The sequence below is a fragment of the Bartonella sp. WD12.1 genome, from assembly GCF_002022415.1.
GTDB lineage: Bacteria > Pseudomonadota > Alphaproteobacteria > Rhizobiales > Rhizobiaceae > Bartonella.
The window spans coordinates 1,629,397-1,654,118 of record NZ_MUBG01000001.1 but is presented as its reverse complement, the minus strand read 5'-3'; the positions used below and the strand labels follow the sequence as shown (position 1 = coordinate 1,654,118).

The window sequence follows — 24,722 nt, the reverse complement described above, 5'->3', positions numbered from 1 at the left end:
TATCACATTTTTTTTGCCACTCTCACGCGCAAACGGGCAGCGAGAAAACCGTATTTTGGAGAAAAAATAAAAGCTATAATAAACAGAAACGCCTGGAAAAGCACAACAACACCACCGGTATGTGCATTTAAAAAATAACTCACATAAACACCCAGTACACTCGTAAATGTTCCAATCACTACTGCAATTATCAAAAGGTTCACAAAGCGATCACTTAAAAGATAAGCCGTAGCCCCTGGCGTCACCACAAGACAAATAACCAAAAAAGCTCCTACTGTTTGCATAGCAGCAACAGTACAAGCGGCAAGCAGCGTAAAAAAGAGAACTTTCAATAGCTTTACATTCAATCCAAGAGCACGTGCATGACTTTCATCAAATAAAGAAACTAATAAATCTTTCCACTTTGCACATAATATCAACAAAGATAAAACACTAATACAAACTAACTGCACAATATCCGATGCACTAATTGCCAAAACATTTCCAAGAACAATTGTATCAATGTTAACAGCCATTGGTTTTAATGACTTGAGAAACAATCCAAGAGCAAAAAAGGAGGAAAAAGTTAAACCAATAATCGTATCTTCTTTCAGTTTTGTCCGATGGTTAAGAAATAACATCGCCGCTGCTGCAGCCCCACCAGAGAAAAAAGCCCCAAGCGAAAAAGGCAATCCTAAAAGATAAGCCCCAGCAACCCCAGGCACAATCGAATGAGAAAGTGCATCACCAATTAACGACCAGCCCTTTAACATCAGAAAAGCCGAAAGAAACGCACAAACACACCCAACTAACCCTGAGACCCACATTGCATTAACCATATATTGATAGTTGAATGGCTCAAGCAACCAAGACATCATGAAACGTTCTTCCGCTCTTGATTGTAGTCAAAAAATAAAGGCTCTTCACCATCTGCAAAAATATTATCTTTTTTTCCACCTTGGAAATCAAGATTATGACGATGTAATGCACCACCAAAAGTTCGTTCAAGATTTTTCTGCGTGAAAACCATTTGTGTTAATCCAGAAGCTAAAACAGTCCCTTTTATTAAAACCGTACGATCACAAAATTCAAAAACAGAACTTAAATTGTGGGTAGAAATTAATATTATCGCACCTTCTTTACGAAGGTCTTGCAACAAAGCAATAATTTTATCTTCCGTTTTAACATCAACCCCCGTAAATGGTTCATCTAATAAAATAGCTTTTGCCTCCTGTGCTAAAGCACGCGCTAGAAAGACACGCTTCTTCTGTCCACCAGAAAGCTCCCCAATTTGGCGTTTAGCAAACGCCAACATATCGACACGCTCTAAAGCAGAACAAACGGCCTCGCGATCTTGCGCACGTGCATAGCGAAAAAAATTCATATGACCGTACCGCCCCATCAATACAACGTCTTCAACAAGAACAGGAAAATCCCAATCAACATCTTCATTTTGAGGCACATAAGCAATGAGATTTTGTTTTAAAGCCTTTTTAACCGGTAAACCTAAAATGCGAATTTTTCCTTTTGAAGGCTGTACAAATCCCATAATAGCTTTAAATAACGTTGATTTTCCTGATCCGTTAACCCCGACCAATGCTGCAATCGAACCAACTGGATTTTCAAAACTTACTTCGCGCAAAGCCATATGCCCATTACGATAAATCACCGTTACATCTTGAACAGATATTCCAGATTCGATCATTGACCTTTCACCCTTTCAGATAACCCCTGGGCAATACGCGCACTCGTAACACGTAACAAATCAATATAGGTTGGAACCTCACCGCCTTTTTCACTTAGTGAATCAACATAAAGAACACCGCCATACCGAATGCCTGTTTCTTTTGCAACTTGCTTGGCAGGTGCAGCAGAAATGGTGCTTTCAGAAAAAATGACTTGAATATGATATTTGCGAACCATATCAATAACATGCTTAACTTGCTGTGGTGTTCCCTGTTGATCAGCATTTATTGGCCATAAATAAAGCTCTTTTAGACCAAAATCACGAGCCAAATAGCTAAACGCACCTTCACTGGTCACAAGCCAACGCTTATCTTCTGGCAATGCTTCCAATTCAACTTTGATTGGGTCAAGACTTAAACGAATCTTCTGCTTATAGATTTCAGCATTTTCTTTATAAATGTTAGCATGCTCAGGATCATACTTTACAAAGGCATCACGAATATTATCAATGTAAATCAAAGCTAAAGTCGGTGACATCCACGCATGAGGATTCGGTTTACCGCTAAAAGGCCCTTCGCCAATTGCGATGGGTACAACACCTTCTGAAACAACAACACTTGGAACATCTTTAATATTTTGAAAAAATTTTTCAAACCAAAGCTCTAATTCTAACCCATTCCACAATATAAGATTGGCGCCTTGCGCACGCATAAGATCGCGCGGTGTAGGCTGATATTCGTGAATTTCAGCACCTGGTTTAGTAATGGATTCAACATCAGCAACATCACCTGCTACATTGCGTGCCATATCAGCAATAATAGTGAACGTTGTAACAGCTTTAAACTTGTTAGCACTCAAAGCTAAGTTAGGAATTAAAAAGATTAAACCTAAAAAAAATGCAGTAAAAAACGCTTTTACTTTCATCGATCTACTTTCTATTGCAAATGATTTGCATTATCAATTAACAGTTAATTTTCACCTTTGCAACGAGAAATTATCCAAAATAACGGTTTTTTTCTGTTATTTTCAGCTATTTAAAAAATTTTTTACACTGAAAACTGTTTATAATTTCAATTAATAGCCTACTGATATGAAAATCAATTTCGAAAAATTCCCTGACCCTTTAATTTAAGGCCCATATTTATCGCTCTAGTACTCAACAAAAAAATACTGAAAAAGGCGCTTATGTATAAAATAATCCCTACAAAAGAATAGTAACCAACTGTGCAAAACATAAAACTCAGCAACGCAAACATGCACCTGTCGCTTTAGTAACATTTTCCACCACTTTCAAAGCAAGTTCTTCAAGATCTTCATCTGTTAAGGTTCGTTCAACAGGTTGAATAGCAACTTCAATCGCCACAGACTTTTTATCCTCACCAAGACTTGGATCTTCAAAAAGATCAAAAATCTGTACTGAATGAATAAGTTTTTTATCTGCCCCACGTGCAGCATTAACAATCAGAGAAGATGCTATTGCTTTATCAACCACAAAAGCAAAATCGCGTCGTACCATTTGAAAAGGTAACAACTTTAAAGGAGAACGGATTTTTGTTGCCTTTTTCTTTGGTTCCGGAATTTGGTCAAGAAAAACTTCAAAACCGCATAAAGGACCACTAACATCTAATTTTTCTAATGTATCAGGATGAAAAACACCAAAGAAACCAAGAATAACCTTTGGTCCAAGCTTAATGACACCTGAACGACCAGGATGATACCAATCAGGTGTTTCAGTTCCAATTTGTACTTTGCTAATATCTACACCACACGCTTCCAAAACAGCCAATGCATCTGCTTTGGCATCAAAGACATCAACTACTTTTGCATTTCCACTCCAAAAACGTCCAGACCCTTCAAATTTTTCTGTACCACGACGAATACCACCAGCAACACACTGTTGTTCATCAGGTGCATCGCCCTTATAAATACTTGAAACTTCAAACAAGGCAAAATCCGGGAAACCACGATCAACATTTCGCTGTGCAGCAATAAGCAAACCAGGCAAAAGAGAAGGGCGCATCACCGACATATCAGTTGCAATAGGATTTACCAATTTAAGCTGCGCTTGACCACCTCCAAAAGTCAGCGCCTGATTTTCAGAAATAAATGACCAAGATACAGCTTCCACCATGCCTCTACACGCTAAAGCCCGACGAGCAACACGTGAAACAATTTGCGAAAATGTTAGAATTTTATTATTTCCCCTAGTAAAATCTTTCAATGGTATAGGTTCAATTTTATCCAGCCCATAAATTCGTATCACTTCTTCTACTAAATCAGCTTTACCCACAACATCAGAGCGCCATGTTGGCACTTCGACTATAACCACATCTCCTTCTCCTTTAATGCCAAATCCAAGCTGTTTTAAAATAGTAATGGCTTCTCCACGTTCTATTTCTAAATTAGTCAAACGTTTAATTTCAGAAAATGGAAAGCTGATCTGTTTAACTTCTGGTTTCTGATAGCCAACAACTTGTGCTCTTGATACCTCACCACCACAAAGATTCAACACAAACTGTGTGGCAATCTCAAGCCCTGATTCCATAAAAGCAGGATCAACACCCCGTTCAAACCGATAACGCGCATCGCTAATAAGGCCTAATGCACGACCGGTCTGTGCAATACTGCGTGAATCCCAAAGAGCTGATTCAATAATAACACGGCGTGTCATTTCATCACAACTCGTTCTGACACCACCCATAATACCAGCAATAGCAACAACTCCTTCTTCATCTGCAATGACACAATCCTTAGTACCTAAATTATAGATTTTACCATTCAGAGCTTGAAGTTGTTCACCTTCACAACCACGACGTACTCTTAAAGCCCCTTTAACCTTATCCGCATCAAAAACATGAAGCGGACGACCAAGATCAAAACTTATATAGTTTGTTATATCAACCAGCGCATTAATCGGTCTCAAACCGATTGCATTCAAACGCCTTTGCATCCATTGTGGTGATGCACTATTTTGCACATTGCGTACTTCGCGCCAAGAAAAGCCCAAACATAACGAGGTACTTTGAAAAAAATCCAAAGTAACTTGAACTGATGTTTCAAAAGAGGTGTCAAATTGCGGTATCGATAATTCTTTTAATCGCCCAATGCCGGCTGCAGCTAAATCACGAGCAATCCCACGAACACCGGTGCAATCAGAACGATTAGGCGTCAATCCAACATCAATCACAGGATCATTCAAACCTGCATAATCTGCATACGGCACTCCAAGAGGAGCGTCCTCTGGCAATTCAATAATCCCATCATGTTCATCTAACAACTTAAGTTCTGCTGATGAACACATCATACCAAAACTATCAACACCACGGATTTTCCCCACAGATAATGTCACATCAAGCCCCGGCACATAGGTGCCTGGCAATGCAAGAACACTAACAAGCCCAACACGCGCATTTGATGCACCACACACAACTTGCATAGGTGCACTGGACCCTGTATCTACTGACAAAATTTGTAATTTATCCGCATCAGGATGTTTTACAGCTGTTAAAACCTTTGCATTCACAAAACCTGCTAAAGAAGCATAATCTTCAACATGATCAACCTCAAGACCAATAGCTGTCAGTTTATCACAAATTTCATCCAAAGATGCATCTGTTTCTAGGTGATCTTTCAACCAAGACAATGTAAATTTCATCTTAAAACCTCACATAAAAACCGTGACAAAATTATACATTGCTCAAACCAGTAAAAAGAGCAGGCACATCAAAGCAACGAAAACCATAATGATTCAACCAACGTAGATCAGTTTCAAAAAAAGCCCGCAAATCAGGCATGCCATATTTCAACATAGCCATACGATCAATCCCCATACCCCACGCAAATCCTTGATATTCATCCGGATCAAAACCAGCATTCTTCAATACATGAGGATGCACCATACCACATCCTAAAATTTCCAACCAATCACGACCTTCTCCAAACCTGACTTGTGAACCGGAACGACCACATTGAATATCTACTTCCATAGACGGCTCTGTAAAAGGAAAAAAAGATGGGCGAAAACGCATCTTTACCGAAGATACTTCAAAAAAGGCTTTACAAAAAGTTTCATGAAGCCACATCATATGTGCAATAGTGGAAGTTTTATCAACCACCAATCCTTCTACCTGATGAAACATTGGTGAATGCGTTGCATCAGAATCCATACGGTAAGTTTTTCCAGGAATAATAATGCGTATTGGTGTCTGTTTCTTTTCCATCACGCGAATTTGTACTGGCGATGTGTGCGTGCGCAATAATTTCCGATTTCCCGCCTCATCTACATCAAAAAAGAAGGTATCGTGCATTTCGCGGGCTGGATGATCTTCAGGAAAATTCAATGCAGTAAAATTATAATAATCTGTTTCAATATCTGGCCCTTGTGCAATAGAAAAACCCATATTCGCGTAAATAGCTATGATTTCATCAATCACTTGCGAAATAGGATGGATACGACCACGCTCTATAGGCGAAGAGCGAACAGGCAAAGTTACATCAATTGTTTCCTTAGAGAGGCGTACAGCTGTTGCGTGACGTTTAAGAACATCGTGCTTTTGCGCCCACAATTCTAAAATACGATTTTTTAATCCATTAAGCACAGGCCCGATTTTATGGCGTTCATCAGCATCCATCTTTCCTAATGCTTTTAATCTTTCAGAAATGCTACCTTTTTTACCCAATGCCGCAATACGTACTGCTTCAAGTGCTTGTTCATCATTGGCTGCTTCTAAAGCTGAACAAATTTCTTGTTCTAGACGTTCAATATCGTTCATATTTCTGCCTATTTTACATTAAAAAAAACCGCACCAGTAATAACCAGAGCGGAATCTTGAATAAATAAATGCTTTAAGAAAACGCAACTGGCTTACTTGACAGCACTTTCAAAAGCATTAGGCGTTGTGTCTTTTAAATATTCTAAAGCCTTCTTTGCAGAAACCACTAAAGCAGCAAATGCTGTGGGCTCATAAATAGCTATATCAGACAGAACCTTACGATCAATCTCAATACCGGCCTTTGACAGTCCATCAATAAAACGTCCATAAGTTAAACCTTCTACACGAACAGCTGCATTGATCCGCTGAATCCACAAAGAACGGAAAGTACGCTTGCGGTTTTTACGATCACGATAAGCATATTGCTTTGAACGATCAACCGCTGCTTTAGCTGCACGAATAGTATTTTTACGCCGACCACGAAAACCTTCAGCTTCTTTAAGAACTTTTTTGTGTTTAGCGTGAGCTGTAACACCTCTTTTTACACGTGCCATATGACAATCTCCTATGAATCAAAAGTGCAAAGCTTAAAGGCCATTGGGTAAATAATACTGAGTGATTTTTTTAGCATCTGATTCAGCTAGAATCATTGTTCCACGTGCATCACGAATAAACTTATTAGAGCGTTTAATCATACCATGACGTTTGCCTGCAGCTGCTGCTTTCACCCGACCTAGTGCAGTAATCTTGAACCGTTTCTTAGCAGATGATTTGGTCTTCATTTTGGGCATTTTGCTACTCCATATGTTTAAATTTGATCAAACTGATCAAAATTTGAATAAGCCATTTAAACAGCCACGGCATGCCCTGCCGGGCGGTTCCAACCATGTTTTCATAAGCCAGTATACATAAAATAGCAAGGCCATATTAAAAAAAAACAGGAGCTCCATTCCCTTTAACTTCAACCAAGGGGGCTGGAATAGCATTTGTTTTGATTGCTGCTTTGCAAAGGTCAGCAATGATGCACTGTGTACAAAGTGCTTTACGCGCCTTACAAACGCAACGCCCATGTAAAATAAGCCAATGATGAGCATAATGCATATAACAAGCTGGTATAATTTTCACTAACTTCTCTTCAACCACCTCTGGTGTTTTACCTGGTGCTAAACCAAGGCGGTTTCCAAGGCGCAAAATATGCGTATCTACAGCTAGAGTAGGTTGACCAAAAGCAACATTTAAAACAACATTAGCTGTTTTGCGCCCTACACCAGGTAGCGCCATGAGTGCTTCGCGACTATCAGGCACTTGGCCATCATACTGATCAATTAAAAGGCAACAAAGTGCATAAATATTTCGGGCCTTTGCACGCCAAAGACCAATGGTTCGGATATAAGATGCAATCCCCTCTTCTCCCAACGCAATCATTTTTTCCGGTCTATCCGCAAGAGGAAATAACTCTTGTGTAACCTTATTAACACCAATATCTGTAGCCTGAGCTGAAAGAATAACCGCAATTAAAAGAGTAAAAGCATTCGTATACATAAGATCGCTTTTGGGAGTAGGGCGCTGAATAGAAAAACGGCGAAAGATTTCTGCAATCTCATCTTTCCTATATAATGTTCCGACGACTTTTTGCGCTTTTCTCAATTGCCTTGTCTCTTCAGTCATCAACCTTCTTTCTTGTTTTCTTTGAAGTTATTGCTCACACTTATCCCATAAGAGAAATATGAAAAATGCTTTTTAAAGATTTGTCAATTAATCACTTTAAAGAGTAACTATTACAATGACACATATTTTACTCTTTTCTTTTTAAATTTGAAAAAAGAATAACACATCACAATATATTGATATAACGAATAAAGCTTACGCTAATTATAAATAGTGCGTATTTTCATAAAAATAATGAGGAGAGCTATACGTGTAAACTCTGGTTGTTATCACACTCAAGCTTAATATGCTTAAGCTTCCTCTAGCAGAGAATCAATTGGCTATTCACAGTGAGCAAATAGTTAAAACCATCGATATTTCTATCATGGTGTAACTTCGCATAAGTTCCAATACGCTTTTCTTCTCACTAAAGATATGTATAGCATGAGTACTAAGTTGAAAAATAATCTTTTATCAATTATTCTTTATTGATTAAATGCAATAGATCTAATTCAAGTCAGCAGCGAAAGTAATAAGAGTCAATGCATAAAGGACCAATGAAATGAGTGAGCATAAACAAATCTTGTCATTACAAGACACAGCATCTTCTAATGAAGGACAAATTGCTTATTTAAAAAAAGTTTGTACAGACGATCTAGCTAAAAATTTTCCAGATCTTCCGCCAATGACTCCAGGAATTACAGTATGGGCTCTCTTTGGTGAAACGGGCCACCCAATCATTTTATCCGACGAGCGCTCTATCGCTCTTGCAGGTGCTAATGAACATGAGTTACAAATTGTCACATTGCACTAAATTATTTTAAGACAAATTATGAAATCGCCCAATCTATGAACTTAAGTATTGTAGCTATTTTACAGTCTTAACTTGTCATAAAGGCTATTGCAGAAAATTAGCTTTTTTAAAAATGAGAAAAATAAGCTTATTTTGTGATAATTATTATTGAAGATAATAACTGTGCCTCCCCAATTAATATAAGCTTTAAAACTTAAAAAGCTTCAACTAAATAGGATAAATTTGACCTACAAAAACAGAAAGCAATCAATCTTTTGCTTGTATATCATTCACAATAAACATGAATTTTCACAAAATATTTAATGACATTTTGATCCGACTATTTGCACAATCTTTCTAGCGCCAACCACACGTTCTTAATTGCTGATCATAACGTCTTGCCATTTTATCCATACGTTGTGCAGCTTCTGTAATCGCTGGGGTAGAACGACCTCTATTGCGAGCATAAGCACCATGCCCCATATAATAGTTTAAATAAAGACTATACGCATCATTAGGATTAATACCATTACGTTTAACACTTTGGCGATGATACCAAGCAACAAAATCGGCAGAATCAGCAAAATTAGTCCGTCGTGCAGAAGACCTTCCTGTAGAGCGAATATAGACTGCCCACGTATTATCAAGTGCTTGAGCATAACCGTAAGCTGTTGAACGACGCTTCCACGGAATAAAACCAAGAAGTTTTTTACGCTTAGGACGTGCATTATGACGAAAACCTGATTCTGTATTAATGGTTGCAAGAATAATAGATGCAGAAATTCCATGACGCATTTCTGCATTTTTGGAAGCTTTTTTCCAATTATCAAAAAAACCACTTTTTTGAGCTAAAATAGCACAAGCATTACTTGTATACGTGGGAGGCTTTGTTGCACAACTACCTAAAAACAATACAAATGTCCCCAATAATAAAAGGCGCCGCATCACCCTTTGTCCCCTTATAAAAAGATAAAACGTGATATAAATACTCCCAAATTCTTACTAAATTAATAAAGGATAAAAAATTATCCTATATCTACTTGAGTAATTTTATTTTACTATTCATCACTCAAACGCAATGTTTGCGACTGAACGTGCGCTGTTATTGGCTTTGATATAAAATCATTTTCCTTTAATTCGAAAGCCTCAATGCGGCTAGCACGTCTCATAATTTTAGAAGACGACGTTAAAATTGCTTCAATATCCTCACCTGCTTTGTAAAAATGTTTTTGTAAAGCACGAACACGCGTATCCATTCGTCCAAAGTCTTCCATTAATTTTGCTACCTCTGATTGAACTAAATGCGCTTGTTCACGTATCTTTGCATCTTTCATAATAGTTTGTACAACTTGAACAGATAACATTAACAAAGATGGCGATACAATAATCACATGCGCACGATTAGCTTTTTGTACTAATTGTTCAAAATCTTCATAGATTGTTGCAAAAATTGATTCCGATGGCACAAAGAGAAAAGCTGTATCATGTGTTTCTCCGGGAATTAAATATTTTTGCGCAATATCACGAATATGTACATCCATATCGGTGCGAAATTGGCGTTTAGCTCTTTTTCGTTCTTCAGAAGATGATGCCTTACGCATAGCATTCCAAGCTTCTAGAGGAAATTTAGCATCCACAACAAGGGCTGGTGCTTTATTAGGCATATGAATGAGACAATCTGGTTGTTTTCCATTTGAAAGAACCGCCTGAAAAACATAAGTATTAGCTGGTAAAGCATCAGAAATAATAGCTTCCATCCGTCCTTGACCAAAGATACCACGTGTTTGCTTGTTATTTAAAATAGCCTGCAGCTGAATAATCTGCCCAGTAAGCGATTGAATGTTATTTTGTGCCGCATCAATTACTGCTAAACGTTCTTGCAAACGGGTCAAATTTTCATAAGTAGATTTGGTCTGCACCTGAAGAGTTTGACCTAAATTAGCTGTCATCCCATTGAGTTGTTCGCGAATAGACTGATTTAATTCAGCCTGTCTTTGACCAAAAATTTCTGCCATTGTCTGCATACGCCCTTGCATTTCAGCTTGGGTTTTTAACAATGCAGCCATCTGCATTTGCATTTCATGTGCGTGTGTAGTCGCTTCAATAGCCTTTTTTCGGTTACTGCGCATAATCATCATAAGCACAAAACCGGCTAGTAAAAATAAAACTATAAATCCATAAAAACGCTCATTTAAGAGTATCAAAGAAAAAAACGAATCAAACATAACAGCAATATAGCGATTTTATTACGAAAAAGCGCGCGAATCTCTCATTCAATATTGACCAGTAATAAACCATTGATTAATTTATTCCCATGCTAATGAAATCTTTAGTCACTTTACCCGACCCGATTTTACGTGAAGTTTCAAAACCTGTCGAACATATTGATCTAGCCATTCAAAAGCTAGCGGATGATATGTTGGAAACCATGTATCACGCTCAAGGAATTGGTCTTGCTGCTATTCAAGTTGGTGTACCATTACGTATGCTGGTTATAGATATTGCTGAAAATAATACCCCTAGAAATCCGCTTGTTGTGATCAATCCGGAAATTTTGTGGCTATCAGATGAACGCAATATTTACAAAGAGGGTTGTCTGTCTATTCCTGAATATTACGCACAAGTTGAACGTCCTAAACGTCTTCGTGTTCGTTATAGAGATCGTGAAGGAAAGCAAACAGAAATTGAAGCAGATGATCTCTTGGCTACTTGCCTGCAACATGAAATCGACCATTTGAATGGCTGTCTTTTTATTGATCACATTTCAAAAATCAAGCGCGATATGGTAATCCGGAAATTAAAAAAACGCGCAAAAGAAAAAAACACACAGAAAGTAATTGTGTGATGGTATTACGATTAAGTTTTATGGGAACACCTGATTTTTCTGTGCCCATTTTACATGCTTTATTAGATGCTGGCCATGATATTGTAGCAGTCTACAGCCAACCTCCCCGTCCGGCGGGACGGCGTGGTCTTAAATTGATCCCTTCTCCTGTCCAGAATGCAGCACAAGCAAAATCCATCCCCGTTTTTACCCCTCAAAGTCTCAAAACATCTGAAGAACAAGATCGGTTTGCAGCATTATCTATTGATGTTGCTGTTGTCGCAGCTTATGGATTACTTTTGCCAAAAGCTATTCTCGAAACACCACGCTTTGGTTGTTTGAATGTTCATGCTTCATTATTACCGCGCTGGCGTGGTGCAGCCCCTATTCAACGCGCGATTATGGCTGGTGACCAAGAAACTGGAATAATGATTATGAAAATGGATGAAGGACTAGATACAGGGCCTATCGCTTTATCCCGCTCAATTGCCATCACCAATAATATGACAGCTCATGAACTTTCAAACAAGCTTTCACACATCGGAGCAAAGCTCATAGTAAAAGCTTTATCAGATCTTGAAAGAAACCAACTCAAACTTACCCCACAACCCTTGGAAGGGGTAACTTATGCCGCTAAAATTAAAAAAGAAGAAACCCGAATTGATTGGACGCAATCTGCACAATCCATTCACAAACGTATCTGCGCTCTCTCTCCCTTTCCTGGTTGCTGGTGCATCATGGATATTGGTGGAAAACAAGAACGGGTGAAAATTCTTGGCAGTCGCGTAGTGGAAGGTGTTTCACTCGAAATTGGTCGGATAGAAGAAAAAGGTCTAATTATTCATTGCGGAAAAGGACAAATAGAAATAACTCACCTCCAACGATCTGGTGGTAAAATTCTTGACAGTCCAACATTTTTGCGGGGAACTAACATTTCTGCAGTTTTTTGATATGGTACGCTTTAAACTTACTCTTGAATATGATGGTTCAAATTATGCTGGCTGGCAACGTCAAGCAGGGCTGCGCACTATCCAAGGTGCTATTGAACAAGCTATCTTTAACTTTAGCGGCCAAAAATTAACCATCGTTACAGCTGGCAGAACCGATGCTGGTGTTCACGCTATAGAACAAGTTGCGCATGTTGATTTTACAAAAAACTGGCATGCTAATACTGTACATAATGCACTTAATGCTCATTTGCAGCAACAAGGTGAAAATATTGCTGTTTTAAATGTACAAAATGTTCCAGATAGTTTTCATGCACGGTTTTGTGCAACCAAACGCTATTATCTCTTTAAAATTCTCAATCGTCGTTCACCACCAGCTTTAAACATTAAACGTGTGTGGTGGCTGCCAAAACATCTTAATGCTGATGCTATGCATGAAGCAGCTCAAAAGCTTGTGGGACAGCATGATTTTACTACTTTCCGCTCAGCCCACTGCCAAGCTAAAAGCCCTATTCGCACCCTTGAACGCTTAGATGTGTACAGAAAAGGAGAAGAAATTTTCCTTTACGCACAGGCTCGCTCTTTTCTTCACCATCAGATCCGTTCATTTGCAGGAAGTCTTGTGAAAGTTGGTACTGGACAATGGACAGCTCAAGATCTTGAAGCAGCTCTTAATGCCAAGGATCGTGCGCGCTGTGGCATGGTCGCACCTCCTTCAGGTCTTTATTTGATGAAAATTGACTATTAACTACTTTAAAAACGTCTTCTTAAACTATCAACCCAGCTTATAAAAAGAGCGAATTATTTCAAAAGCCTGTTCTGCTGTATTGACAAACGTAAAAAGATCAACATCAGAGGGAGAAATCATACCTTGAGTGGACAAATAATCAAAATTGATAACATTGTTCCAAAATTCCTTCCCAAATATTAAAATAGGAACTCGTTCCATACGACCTGTTTGCATTAAAGTTAATGCCTCAAAAAACTCATCCAAAGTGCCAAACCCCCGGGAAAAATCGCCAATGCTTTCGCCCGTATTAAAAAATGCATTTTTCGTATTGTTAAATAATGAAAATTAAAACACAAATGCGGTGTCACATAAGTATTAGGCCATTGTTCATGAGGCAAAAAAACATTCAAACCAATCGTTGGTGCACCAACATCATCAGCACCACGATTTCCTGCTTCCATTACCCCAGGTCCTCCCCCGTTGCAATTACGAATTCGCGATATTTTGTGGTAGAAGAATAGCGCGAGCATAAACGCGCAAACTCTCTTGCCTCATCATAATAATGAGACATATTTTGCAAATTATTCTTTTGTTGTTGATTTTTTGCTGCCCATGCTTCTTGCCCAAACTCAGGAATACGTGCTCCACCAAATAAAACAACAGTTGATTGAATACCACATTCCTGAAAAACCATTTCTGGTTTTAAAAACTCAAGACCAAGACGCTGTGAACGTAATTCAGGACGTATCATAAATTCCTGATCCATATAAGCTATACGATAAGTAAGTGAACGCATCTGTGGTGTTTCAGATATTGCATTCACCTGTCGCCCAACCTCCCTTGCAGAAGAAGATAGCATATCATTTTTTCTTTCCTTTTTACCATTCTTCATAGCCTTTTTCTATATACCTGTTACACTCTTTTAAAATCCTTTTATTGACTACATACATTTCTTCACGTAGGCCATAAACAATAAATCTTTATGCCTTCAACTTGCTTAATGGAACTTTGGCAATGACCAATCTCACACAACTTGAAACGATTATCGAAAAAGCATTTAACAATATCGATTCTATTAATACCTCTACAAAAGGTGAAATTCGTGACAGCGTTGAACACGCATTAAATCTTCTAGATAAAGGTGAAGTCCGCGTAGCAAAACGTCAAGAAGACGGTCAATGGTATATTCATCAATGGTTAAAAAAAGCTATTCTTCTATCGTTTAAACTCAATCCTATGCGCATCATTTCTGGTCAAACAAATGAATCGTGTTGGTGGGATAAAATACCTTCAAAATTTTCCGGATGGCAAGAAGCTGATTTTAAACAAGCCAATTTCCGCTCAGTTCCTGGAGCAATTGTACGCCGTTCTGCTTATATTGCACCCAATGTCATCTTAATGCCATCTTTTGTTAACCTTGGTGCCTATATAGATGAAGGAACAATGATTGATACGTGGACCACTGTTGGTTCCTGTGCCCAAATTGGTAAGCATGTTCATCTTTCTGGTGGTGTCGGTATTGGAGGTGTTTTAGAGCCACTGCAAGCAGGTCCAACAATTATTGAAGATCATTGTTTTATCGGTGCACGTTCTGAAATAGTTGAAGGTTGCATTATTCGTGAAGGCGCTGTTTTAGGTATGGGAGTTTTTATTGGAAAATCTACAAAAATTATTGACCGTACAACAGGCGAAATTTTTATAGGTGAAGTACCAGCCTATTCAGTTGTTGTTCCAGGCTCATTCCCTGGAAAACCGCTACCTAGTGGTGAAATAGGTCCCAACCTTTATTGTGCTGTCATTGTCAAACGAGTAGATCAAAAAACACGGGAAAAAACATCTATTAATGATCTCCTACGCGACTAAAATGCTGTTTAAAGATCTCCCTCGACAAGCATTATATCAAAGCCAAAACAATCAAAAAAGGCAAACACCTTCCTTTTTAAATTATTTACTCATTTTAAGTGCTTGAATAAAAGCTGACTGCGGAATTTCTACCTTTCCAAACTGACGCATGCGTTTTTTACCTTCTTTTTGTTTTTCTAACAATTTGCGCTTACGGGTAATGTCACCACCATAACATTTAGCTGTCACATCTTTGCGTAAAGCACGAATTGTTTCACGTGCAATAATTTTACTACCAATTGCTGCTTGAATTGGAATTTGAAACATATGTTGAGGAATAAGATCTTTAAGCTTTTCGCACATAGAACGTCCACGCTTTTCCGCTATAGTGCGGTGCACAAGCATCGACAATGCGTCAATAGGTTCTCCATTGACTAAAATAGACATTTTAACCAAATCACCTTCAGAATAATCAATCATCTGATAATCAAAAGAAGCATATCCCTTTGAAATTGACTTTAACCGATCATAAAAATCGAAAACTACCTCATTTAAAGGCAAATCATACGTTACTATGGCACGCGTCCCCACATATGACAAACTAACTTGTACCCCGCGCCGTTCTTGGCAAAGCTCTAAAATCGCTCCAAGATAATTATCAGGTGTCATAATTGTTGCACGAATCCATGGCTCTTCAATGGAAACAATTTTAACGCTATCAGGCATATCAGCTGGATTGTGTAATTCTTCAATAGAACCATTAGTCATATGCATGCGATAAACAACAGAAGGTGCTGTTGCAATTAAATCTAAATTAAATTCACGCTCTAATCGTTCTTGAATAATTTCAAGATGAAGCAACCCTAAAAAGCCACAACGAAAACCAAAACCTAAAGCAGCTGATGTTTCCATCTCAAAAGAAAAACTCGCATCATTTAAGCGCAATTTCCCCATAGCTGCACGTAAATCTTCAAAATGAGCTGCATCAATTGGAAAAAGACCACAAAAGACAACCGGTTGAGCAGATTTAAAACCAGGCAACATATCTTCACAAGGGTGGCGCTCATCAGTAATAGTATCCCCAACGCGCGTATCAGCAACTTCCTTAATAGAAGCAGTTATGAAACCGATCTCTCCTGGCCCTAATTCATCAACCTGTATCATTTTTGGAGTGAACACTCCAACTCGTTCAACGGGATATTTTGCTCCCGTGCCCATCATACGAATAGTTTGACCTTTTTTAAACACACCATCAATTACCCGCACCAAAACAACAACACCAAGATAAACATCATACCAACTGTCAACTAACATTGCCTTTAATGGTTTTGTAACATCGCCAATATGGGGAGGAGGTAGTTGCATAACAATTGCTTCTAAAACATCCACAACACCTAAACCTGTTTTTGCTGATATTTCCAATGCTCCAGATGCATCGATACCGATCACATCTTCAATTTGCTCTTTAATCCGCTCAGGCTCTGCAGCTGGAAGATCTACCTTATTGAGTACAACAACCAATTCGTGATTATTATCAATAGCCTGGTAAACATTCGCTAACGTTTGCGCTTCTACTCCCTGACTTGCATCCACTACCAATAATGAACCTTCACAAGCCGCTAATGAACGCGATACCTCATAAGCAAAATCAACATGGCCAGGTGTATCAATAAGATTTAAGATATATGTTTCACCATTCTTTGCTTTATAGCGCAAACGTACTGTTTGCGCTTTAATAGTAATCCCACGTTCGCGCTCAATATCCATAGAATCGAGCACTTGGTCTTTCATCTTTCGTGTTTCAAGGCCACCTGTCATTTGAATCAAGCGATCAGCCAAAGTTGACTTTCCATGATCGATGTGTGCCACAATGGAAAAATTACGGATATAATTGCGATCTATTGTCATACAAGGCGATTTAGCAAAGAATAGCACAAAACGCAAAGACCAATTATATACTCTTGAAAACCTTTAAAAGAATAGAGATGAAGATTGCTCGTAAAACTCTATTAACTTGAACAAAGATTAAATTTTTATTTGCTTCAATCACAATGATAATCACTTAATATGAAATTCTCTATTCTGGTTTTTATCAACTATAGACTCTAAGCATTTTCAATAACCTAGCTCTCTCAAGCAAAATCGTCATAAAAAATTGCTAAGAAGAAAAAGTTAATTGATTTTTTTATTCACTACGCCTTTTTTACGCCATTGTGCAGGCTGTAACTCAGCTATCACAATCCCAATTAAAATAAGTAAACCACCCAATAAAGCTGAAGCAGATAAACGCTCACCAGCCAAACGCCCAACAATACCAGCCCAAACAGGTTCACCTGCATAAATGAGTGTTGCGCGGGTAGGTGAAACAGATTTTTGTGCCCAGTTCATAGTCAATTGGATTACCGCACTCATCAAAGCCAAGCTTAAACCTACATTTAGCCAAATCCATGAAAATTCAGGAATATTTTCTCCCATTAAAGGCATACAGAGAAATGAAAAAACACCACCAAAAAATAATTGTATAACCGTTATACGCCGACTATCAACCTTATTTGCAAAAAGCCCAATAAGAATAATTTCCCCAGCAATCGCCAAAGCTCCTAGCAAAGTAAGAGTTTCACCTTTTGAAAAATTAATACCTTTAAATCCTTGTCCAGAAACCAACAAAAGCCCAATAAAAGCAAAAATAATACCAATCCAACTGGCAAAATGAGGAGGTTTTTTTAAAAAAATCCATTGCAATATCGGAACCATCGGCACATAAAGTGCCGTAATAAATGCGGATTGACTGCTGATAATAGTTTGAAGCCCTGCTGTTTGTAAAGTATAACCAAAAAACATTCCCAAACCAATACTCATACCAGCAAAAATTTCATAAAAAGTTATGCCTTTCAGAGAGCGCCAAAAAATCATCCCAGATATGAGTGCTGCAACAATGAAACGAAATCCCACAAAAAAAAGCGGTCCACTATATTGTACTGCAATATGAATAATTAAAAATGTAATACCCCAAAGTATTGTTGCAGCAAATAATGCCAATTCTTGCTTACTGAATAAAAAGCGTCTTAACTGCTGTATTTCAGCCATAAAAGGTTCCATCCCTAAATTGATCCCGATACATTTTATGAAACGATAAGCGTCCCAACTCCATGTTCGGTAAATAATTCAAGCAAAACAGAATGAGGTGTTTTACCATTTAAAATAACTACACCTTCCACGCCATTTTGAATAGCTTCAATACAAGTCTCTACCTTTGGAATCATACCATCTGAAATTGTTCCATCCTTGATAAGATGCTCAGCATCAGAAATTGTTAATTCCTTTAAAATTTTACCCTCTTTATCCAACACACCAGGAACATCAGTTAGAAATAAAAGGCGTTTAGCTTTTAAAGCACCAGCAATCGCTCCAGCAAAAATATCAGCATTAATATTATAGGTTTTACCGTCACGACCTGGAGCAACTGGAGCAAGTACCGGAATCATTTCAGAGCACGCTAATAGATCCAACAATGTTCGATCAATTTCAACAGGTTCTCCAACAAATCCTAAATCCAAAACACGTTCAATACGTGAATCAGGATCAATTATAGTCTTATAAGCTTTCTCAGCAAAAACCATATTGCCATCTTTGCCACAAAGACCAATTGCCCATTCTCCTTCAGCATTGATGAGAGCTACAATCTCCTTATTGATTGAGCCTGCTAAAACCATCTCAACTACTTCAACGATTTTTTCATCAGTTACGCGTAAACCATTTTCAAATCGCGATTCGATACCCATTTTCCTCAAAATTTCAGCGATCTGAGGGCCACCCCCGTGAACTACAACAGGATTAATGCCTGATTGTTTCAAAAGAGCAATATCACGTGCAAATGCCTGCCCTAAAGCAGGATCACCCATAGCGTGTCCGCCATATTTTACAACAACCGTTTTATTTTCATATTTTTGCATGTAAGGCAAAGCAGATGACAAAAACGCTGCCTGCTTTTCGAAAATATCTGCGGCAGTATTTGCAGTGTCACCCATCAAACGAGTCTCCTCATTATTGTCTGCCCTCTTTTATAAAATTTAGGAAAAATGAAAACAGATTTGAAATACATTTTTCATTCAACTCCTTAAAAATCATCTGATTTTTTCCAAAATTGCGTTTAAAACAAATGAAACTAGATAAATGCACCTTAAGCAATTATTGACACTGGAGTATTTTAAAAAAAGGAACAAAAAATATCATCACTTTATAATCTTACTTTATCAAAAGTGCTAGGATAATATAGAAAATCTTTTGGGAAATGCTATATAATTACTGATTAAACTACACAATAACGCTTTAACAAAATAGGTTGTAAAAAATCAATGGTTTTATGGAAAAAACATATTTTTCTATAATGCAATTAATTGTCATACCTTTAATAAATGGAGCAACTTTGGAAATGTAATAATCTCTAATACATCAATGTATTATCATCACTAATTAAACATTGTTTAACGGAATTCAAGCCTTAGCAATTTCTGCATAAAAATTAAACATTCATAAAAGCGATTGTATTTTGACTCTATGCCCATCTTTTAAGGGTTTTACTTTTATCACGATCTGTACCATATTGGACCAATCCGCCAATTCACAACTTCTTCATACTATAGAAGTTATAAAAAACTGAAGAACAGATGCATAAAATCTATAGTTAATGATTACTCTGATTGCGTCCAATGAAAAGTATTTTATACATAAATCTTAATGAAACTATGTTTATCGTCCTTAACCTCAAGGCAGAGGATTAACCATTTTTATATTTTCTAAAATCATTCTCTATAGGTATTTTAGGATTATACTTAAAGAAAAACCTGTTAGGCTACCTGATTTAAGAATATTATGACAGATTTATTGCAAAAACATTCGTGTGTATTTTTTGTCGTTTCTTGCCTGTGTCTATTTTATGAATTTTGACCAGCAATATTTTCAAAAAACTCTTTCATACGTGAAAAAAAACCGTGTGATTGCGGTGAATTTTCATGGTTAGAAAGCTTATCAAACTCTTGCAATAATTCACGTTGTTTTTGCGTCAATTTTTGCGGTGTTTCAATAGTGATATGTATATAAAGATCACCCCTTGTTTGTTGGCGTAACATAGGCATTCCTTTACCTTTAAGGCGGAATTGATGCCCATTTTGTGTACCTTCTGGCACCTTCACTCGCGCTTTGATACCATCAAGATCAGAAACCTCAAACTCTCCCCCTAACGCAGCCGTAATCATCGAAATAGGCACACGGCAATGAAGATCTGCCCCATCCCTCTGAAAAAATTCATGCGGTTTAATGGAAAGAAAAATATAAAGATCACCTGCAGGACCTCCACGAGTTCCAGCATCACCTTCGCCAGAAAGACGAACACGCGTACCATCTTCAATACCCGCTGGAATATTGACACGCAACGAACGGTTTGCTTCCACCCGTCTTGCACCACGGCATTTTGAACATGGATCTGTAATAATTTCACCACGACCATGACAAAGTGGACATGTTCGTTCAATAGAAAAAAAGCCTTGCGCAGCACGCACACGCCCAGCCCCATAACAAGTGCCACAAGTTTGTGGCTTGGAGCCTTTTTTTGCACCCGATCCCTCGCAAACATCACACACAATGGAACTGGGAATATTAATTTGCGCCGTTTTACCTGCAAATGCTTCTTCTAATGTCACTTCCATATTATAACTTAGGTCTGCACCACGTTCACGGCCATCACTACGTTTACGATGTCCACCGCCCATGATTTCACCAAAGAAATCTTCAAAAATATCAGCAAATCCACCACCAAACGGATTAGCTCCTTCACGACCACCATTTTCAAAAGCGGTATGACCAAATCGATCATAAGCAGCCCGCTTTTGAGGATCTTTCAGAACTTCATAGGCTTCGCCAATTTCTTTGAATTTTTGTTCTGCTTCTTTATTCCCTGGATTACGGTCAGGATGATATTGCATTGCCAGCTTACGAAAAGCAGATTTCAGCTTTTTATCATCACATCCACGCGTTACGCCGAGAATTTCATAATAATCAACTTTCATCATGTATTCCTGATAAATTTTCCGTCATCCATCTCAAGATAATATTTGTTTTAATCTACATTCTTTAAGTAACAAAGCTATAAACTTGCTCCTAAACAACAAAACCCAGCCTTATATTTCACAGGCTGGGTTTATTAACTTATAAATACATTTGCTTCAACTATTTCTTTTGATCATTAACTTCTTCAAAATCAGCATCAACAACATCATCATTTTTTGTATCCGTCTCAGCATCAGCCTTTGCTGCTGTATCTGAAGCTTCATACATAGCTTGCCCAAGCTTCATGCTAACTTCTGCTAATTTTTGCATCTTTACTGTTACCTCTTCAGTATCAGTACCCTCAAGTGCAGTTTTTAAATCAGCCATTGCTGTTTCAATCTGACCTTTATCCTCAGGCGATACTTTATCACCATATTCAGCTAAAGATTTTTCAGTTGAATGGACAAGAGCTTCTGCTTGATTTCTCGTTTCAACACTTTCACGACGCTTTTTATCTTCAGCAGCATGCGCTTCTGCATCTTTGACCATATTTTCAATGTCAGCATCACTCAAACCACCTGATGCTTGAATGCGAATTTGATGTTCCTTACCAGTACCTTTATCCTTGGCTGAAACATTCACAATACCATTTGCATCAATATCAAAAGTGACCTCAATCTGAGGAACACCACGCGGTGCCGGTGGAATACCAACAAGATCAAACTGAGCTAATAACTTGTTATCACTAGCCATTTCGCGTTCACCTTGAAAAACACGAATAGTGACAGCATTTTGATTGTCATCCGCTGTTGAAAAAGTTTGCGATTTTTTAGTTGGAATGGTGGTATTGCGTTCAATTAGACGCGTAAATACTCCACCTAATGTTTCAATACCCAAAGATAAAGGTGTAACATCTAAAAGCAATACATCTTTTACATCACCTTGCAATACACCCCCTTGGATAGCAGCACCCATAGCTACAACTTCATCGGGATTAACACCTTTATGTGGATCTTTACCGAAGAAGCTTTGTACTACTTCCTGAATTTTAGGCATACGGGTCATACCACCCACCAAAACAACTTCATCAATTTCACCAGCGCTTAAACCTGCGTCTTTTAATGCAGCTTTACAAGGCTCAATAGTACGTTGAATTAAATCTTCTACTAACGATTCAAATTTCGCTCTGGTTAATTTCATCGTTAAATGTTTAGGACCAGATTGATCAGCTGTGATAAATGGCAAATTAACCTCAGTCTGCTGTGAAGAAGATAGCTCGATCTTTGCTTTCTCCGCGGCTTCTTTCAAGCGTTGTAAAGCTAGTTTATCATTTTTCAGATCAATCCCATGTTCTTTCTTGAATTCATCCGAAAAATAGCTAACCAAGCGCATATCAAAGTCTTCACCACCTAAGAATGTATCTCCATTGGTTGACTTAACTTCAAAAACACCATCTCCAATTTCAAGGACAGAAATATCAAATGTACCTCCTCCAAGGTCATAAACTGCAATAGTTTTACCGTCCTTCTTATCTAAACCATAAGCTAAAGCAGCAGCCGTGGGTTCATTAATGATTCGTAAAACTTCAAGCCCAGCAATTTTACCAGCATCTTTGGTCGCTTGACGTTGTGCATCATTAAAATAGGCAGGAACAGTAATAACCGCTTGTTCAACCTTTTCACTCAAATAAGATTCTGCAGTTTCTTTCATTTTTTGCAAAATCATTGCTGAAATCTGCGATGGAGAATATTTCTTCCCTGCTTCTTCAACCCATGCATCCCCATTGTCACCTTTAACAATTTTATAAGGTACAAGCGCCTTATCTTTTTCGACCATAGGATCATCAAAGCGGCGTCCAATTAGACGTTTAACCGCAAAAACCGTTCCTTCAGGGTTGGTAACCGCTTGCCGTTTAGCAGGTTGCCCAACAAGCCGCTCACCATTATCGGTAAAGGCAACAACAGAAGGTGTTGTCCGTGCTCCTTCTGAATTTTCAATGACCTTTGCATTTTTGCCATCCATGACAGCAACACAGGAGTTGGTCGTCCCCAAATCAATACCAATTACTTTTGCCATATTTTATATCTCCATTCAGCAAGCTGCCTAAACCTTTATCAAGCATCTTTCTAAGACAGCTCCTTATCACATTTAAAGCCTGCTTTTGATTTCAACACTATAAACGATAACTTGAAAATCATAACAAGTCTTGTTAGCTGGTATATAAGAACAGCTTTTTACCCCTACAAGAGAATAACGAGAGAAAGATTTCTAAAATAAAAATTTTCTTCAAAATAAGCATTTGTACTTTTAATATCTTCGCTAAAATATATTTCTACAACTAAGACAAGTACAATAACATATCTCTCACAAAGCTGTAAATTATGCCCATAAAACTTGAAGGAATAAAAATAATTGTTTCTACTTTCCTTAGTCCTTTATTTCTCACAGTGCCTAAAAATATTCAAGGAAAAGTTTGTAAAAATATTCTTCGTGCACAATAAGTTTACCAAATATTTCAATCGTATTTAAATAGACTTTATATTAGCTGCAATAGATCAGATTTAATTGACAGACATAAGTATTTCTGCATCGCTCAAAAATTAAACCCATCTTTGAGTGGAGTGAAACTCTTAATTCTTATGTACTCCTTAACTTATTTTTTCTCTGATCATCTTGAACTTTTCTCATTTCTTTAACCAATATGCACATACTCCTTCTTTTTTAATTATTCACACCAACATAATTTGTGCAATATTACCTTTTATTGATATGTGTAAGAATTGTACTTAAAATTAACATGAGTTCAACAAACTAAAAATAAACCAATGACGACATTTGCTGCCCCAAAATGGAGAGTTTTATGGACACACACACTACCTATACACAATATGCATTTAAAACTATTATCACTTGCATCTTGTATACTTTTATTTCCGCCTTTATAGCCCTACCTGCAATTGCAAATGTTAACCAATACAAACTTGGCGACTTAGAAATAATTTACCCTTGGGCACGAGAAACACCTAAAAGTGCAAAAGTTGGCAGCGGTTATCTTCATATTATTAATCATGGCAATACCCCCGATCGGTTAATTGCTATTTCAATGGACGGAGTACAAGAAACAGAAATTCATTCCATGGCAGCAGTTAATAATATTATGCAAATGAAAAAACTGTCCAATGGCATTGAAATTCCCGGCAATGGTGAAATCATATTGAAACCTGGTGGTAATCATATCATGTTTATAGGGCTTTCACAGCCATTTCAACAAGGTAATAAAATCAATGCAAAGTTAATATTTGAGAAAGCTGGAGCAATTAATGTTGACTTTTTCGTAGATGCTATAGGAGTAACATCATCTTCTAAGCCACATACCTCTCACTAAACTCTTACAGAGCCATATGATACGATAAGAGTAGGTTTTTACGCTTTTCAATTTTTCTTTAAACACCATTAATGGCCTATAATCTATCACAAAAATAGAGAGCTTCCCGCCGCTCTCACTTATCATATTTGG

Annotated in this window: 22 protein-coding genes and 1 pseudogene; 6 read left to right on the top strand and 17 right to left on the bottom strand. The window is 37.8% G+C overall.

The window, feature by feature from the left end; genetic code table 11:
- Positions 1-2 precede the first annotated feature (2 nt).
- From BWD121_RS07380 to nth, 8 genes are all read right to left on the bottom strand, one after another.
- The gene (locus BWD121_RS07380; protein WP_078663986.1) at positions 3-857 is read right to left on the bottom strand and encodes a metal ABC transporter permease; all 855 of its coding nucleotides are present in this window, start codon (positions 855-857) and stop codon (positions 3-5) included.
- Positions 854-1,684, bottom strand: a complete 831-nt coding sequence (locus tag BWD121_RS07375) for a manganese/iron ABC transporter ATP-binding protein (protein ID WP_078663985.1) — start codon at positions 1,682-1,684, stop codon at positions 854-856. Before BWD121_RS07375 ends, BWD121_RS07380 begins: the two co-directional genes overlap by 4 nt.
- A complete protein-coding gene (locus BWD121_RS07370) occupies positions 1,681-2,589 on the bottom strand; it encodes a metal ABC transporter substrate-binding protein (protein WP_078663984.1) in 909 nt (302 codons plus the stop codon). Before BWD121_RS07370 ends, BWD121_RS07375 begins: the two co-directional genes overlap by 4 nt.
- 316 nt (positions 2,590-2,905) lie before the next feature.
- On the bottom strand, positions 2,906-5,320 hold the full coding sequence (gene pheT, locus BWD121_RS07365) for a phenylalanine--tRNA ligase subunit beta (protein ID WP_078663983.1): 2,415 nt from the start codon (positions 5,318-5,320) through the stop codon (positions 2,906-2,908).
- 31 nt (positions 5,321-5,351) lie between these two features.
- Complete coding sequence (gene pheS / locus BWD121_RS07360; protein WP_078663982.1) at positions 5,352-6,437, bottom strand: phenylalanine--tRNA ligase subunit alpha; 1,086 nt, start codon at positions 6,435-6,437, stop codon at positions 5,352-5,354.
- A gap of 92 nt (positions 6,438-6,529) precedes the next feature.
- On the bottom strand, positions 6,530-6,931 hold the full coding sequence (gene rplT / locus BWD121_RS07355; protein WP_078663981.1) for a 50S ribosomal protein L20: 402 nt from the start codon (positions 6,929-6,931) through the stop codon (positions 6,530-6,532).
- Positions 6,932-6,964: 33 nt separating this feature from the next.
- Positions 6,965-7,168: a 50S ribosomal protein L35 gene (gene rpmI / locus BWD121_RS07350; protein ID WP_010700643.1), complete on the bottom strand. Its 204-nt coding sequence runs from the start codon at positions 7,166-7,168 to the stop codon at positions 6,965-6,967.
- Between the two features lie 136 nt (positions 7,169-7,304).
- Positions 7,305-8,045, bottom strand: a complete 741-nt coding sequence (gene nth, locus BWD121_RS07345; RefSeq protein WP_078663980.1) for an endonuclease III — start codon at positions 8,043-8,045, stop codon at positions 7,305-7,307.
- Positions 8,046-8,586: 541 nt separating this feature from the next.
- Here nth and BWD121_RS07340 point away from each other — a divergent pair.
- Complete coding sequence (locus tag BWD121_RS07340; RefSeq protein WP_007476185.1) at positions 8,587-8,838, top strand: DUF1150 family protein; 252 nt, start codon at positions 8,587-8,589, stop codon at positions 8,836-8,838.
- A gap of 336 nt (positions 8,839-9,174) precedes the next feature.
- Here BWD121_RS07340 and BWD121_RS07335 read toward each other — a convergent pair whose 3' ends face one another.
- Together BWD121_RS07335 and rmuC are read right to left on the bottom strand one after the other, a co-directional pair.
- The gene (locus tag BWD121_RS07335) at positions 9,175-9,762 is read right to left on the bottom strand and encodes a transglycosylase SLT domain-containing protein (RefSeq protein ID WP_078663979.1); all 588 of its coding nucleotides are present in this window, start codon (positions 9,760-9,762) and stop codon (positions 9,175-9,177) included.
- A gap of 113 nt (positions 9,763-9,875) precedes the next feature.
- On the bottom strand, positions 9,876-11,042 hold the full coding sequence (rmuC, locus tag BWD121_RS07330; protein WP_078663978.1) for a DNA recombination protein RmuC: 1,167 nt from the start codon (positions 11,040-11,042) through the stop codon (positions 9,876-9,878).
- A gap of 89 nt (positions 11,043-11,131) precedes the next feature.
- Between rmuC and def the strand changes: the two genes are divergently transcribed.
- Genes def through truA form a run of 3 tightly spaced genes read left to right on the top strand, consistent with a single transcriptional unit; the run spans position 11,132 to position 13,336 of the window.
- Positions 11,132-11,662 (top strand): peptide deformylase, encoded by a 531-nt coding sequence (gene def / locus BWD121_RS07325; RefSeq protein ID WP_078663977.1) that lies wholly within the window; start codon positions 11,132-11,134, stop codon positions 11,660-11,662.
- Positions 11,662-12,591 carry a methionyl-tRNA formyltransferase gene (gene fmt, locus BWD121_RS07320; RefSeq protein WP_078663976.1) on the top strand — a complete coding sequence of 310 codons (930 nt, stop codon included), beginning with the start codon at positions 11,662-11,664 and terminating at the stop codon, positions 12,589-12,591. Before def ends, fmt begins: the two co-directional genes overlap by 1 nt.
- A gap of 1 nt (position 12,592) precedes the next feature.
- Positions 12,593-13,336, top strand: a complete 744-nt coding sequence (truA, locus tag BWD121_RS07315) for a tRNA pseudouridine(38-40) synthase TruA (RefSeq protein ID WP_078663975.1) — start codon at positions 12,593-12,595, stop codon at positions 13,334-13,336.
- 27 nt (positions 13,337-13,363) lie between these two features.
- On the opposite strand, the pseudogene BWD121_RS08555 reads toward truA, so the two are convergent.
- A pseudogene (locus BWD121_RS08555) lies at positions 13,364-13,779 on the bottom strand (LOG family protein).
- Positions 13,779-14,210 (bottom strand): hypothetical protein, encoded by a 432-nt coding sequence (locus BWD121_RS08550; protein WP_240536703.1) that lies wholly within the window; start codon positions 14,208-14,210, stop codon positions 13,779-13,781. The pseudogene BWD121_RS08555 and the gene BWD121_RS08550 overlap by 1 nt, the downstream one beginning before the upstream one ends.
- A 122-nt stretch (positions 14,211-14,332) precedes the next feature.
- Between BWD121_RS08550 and dapD the strand changes: the two genes are divergently transcribed.
- Positions 14,333-15,181, top strand: a complete 849-nt coding sequence (gene dapD / locus BWD121_RS07305) for a 2,3,4,5-tetrahydropyridine-2,6-dicarboxylate N-succinyltransferase (protein ID WP_078663974.1) — start codon at positions 14,333-14,335, stop codon at positions 15,179-15,181.
- Positions 15,182-15,262: 81 nt separating this feature from the next.
- Here the strand turns inward: dapD and lepA are convergent, their stop codons facing one another.
- From lepA to dnaK, 5 genes are all read right to left on the bottom strand, one after another.
- Complete coding sequence (lepA, locus tag BWD121_RS07300; RefSeq protein WP_078664102.1) at positions 15,263-17,068, bottom strand: translation elongation factor 4; 1,806 nt, start codon at positions 17,066-17,068, stop codon at positions 15,263-15,265.
- 264 nt (positions 17,069-17,332) lie between these two features.
- A complete protein-coding gene (locus BWD121_RS07295; RefSeq protein WP_078663973.1) occupies positions 17,333-18,247 on the bottom strand; it encodes a DMT family transporter in 915 nt (304 codons plus the stop codon).
- 35 nt (positions 18,248-18,282) lie between these two features.
- On the bottom strand, positions 18,283-19,188 hold the full coding sequence (gene argB / locus BWD121_RS07290; RefSeq protein WP_078663972.1) for an acetylglutamate kinase: 906 nt from the start codon (positions 19,186-19,188) through the stop codon (positions 18,283-18,285).
- Between the two features lie 906 nt (positions 19,189-20,094).
- A complete protein-coding gene (gene dnaJ, locus BWD121_RS07285; RefSeq protein WP_078663971.1) occupies positions 20,095-21,225 on the bottom strand; it encodes a molecular chaperone DnaJ in 1,131 nt (376 codons plus the stop codon).
- A gap of 160 nt (positions 21,226-21,385) precedes the next feature.
- Positions 21,386-23,281, bottom strand: coding sequence for a molecular chaperone DnaK (dnaK, locus tag BWD121_RS07280; protein WP_078663970.1), 1,896 nt, complete (start codon positions 23,279-23,281; stop codon positions 21,386-21,388).
- A gap of 784 nt (positions 23,282-24,065) precedes the next feature.
- On the opposite strand from dnaK, the gene BWD121_RS07275 reads away from it, so the two are divergent.
- Positions 24,066-24,590 carry a copper chaperone PCu(A)C gene (locus BWD121_RS07275; protein WP_078663969.1) on the top strand — a complete coding sequence of 175 codons (525 nt, stop codon included), beginning with the start codon at positions 24,066-24,068 and terminating at the stop codon, positions 24,588-24,590.
- The last annotated feature ends 132 nt before the right edge of the window (positions 24,591-24,722 follow it).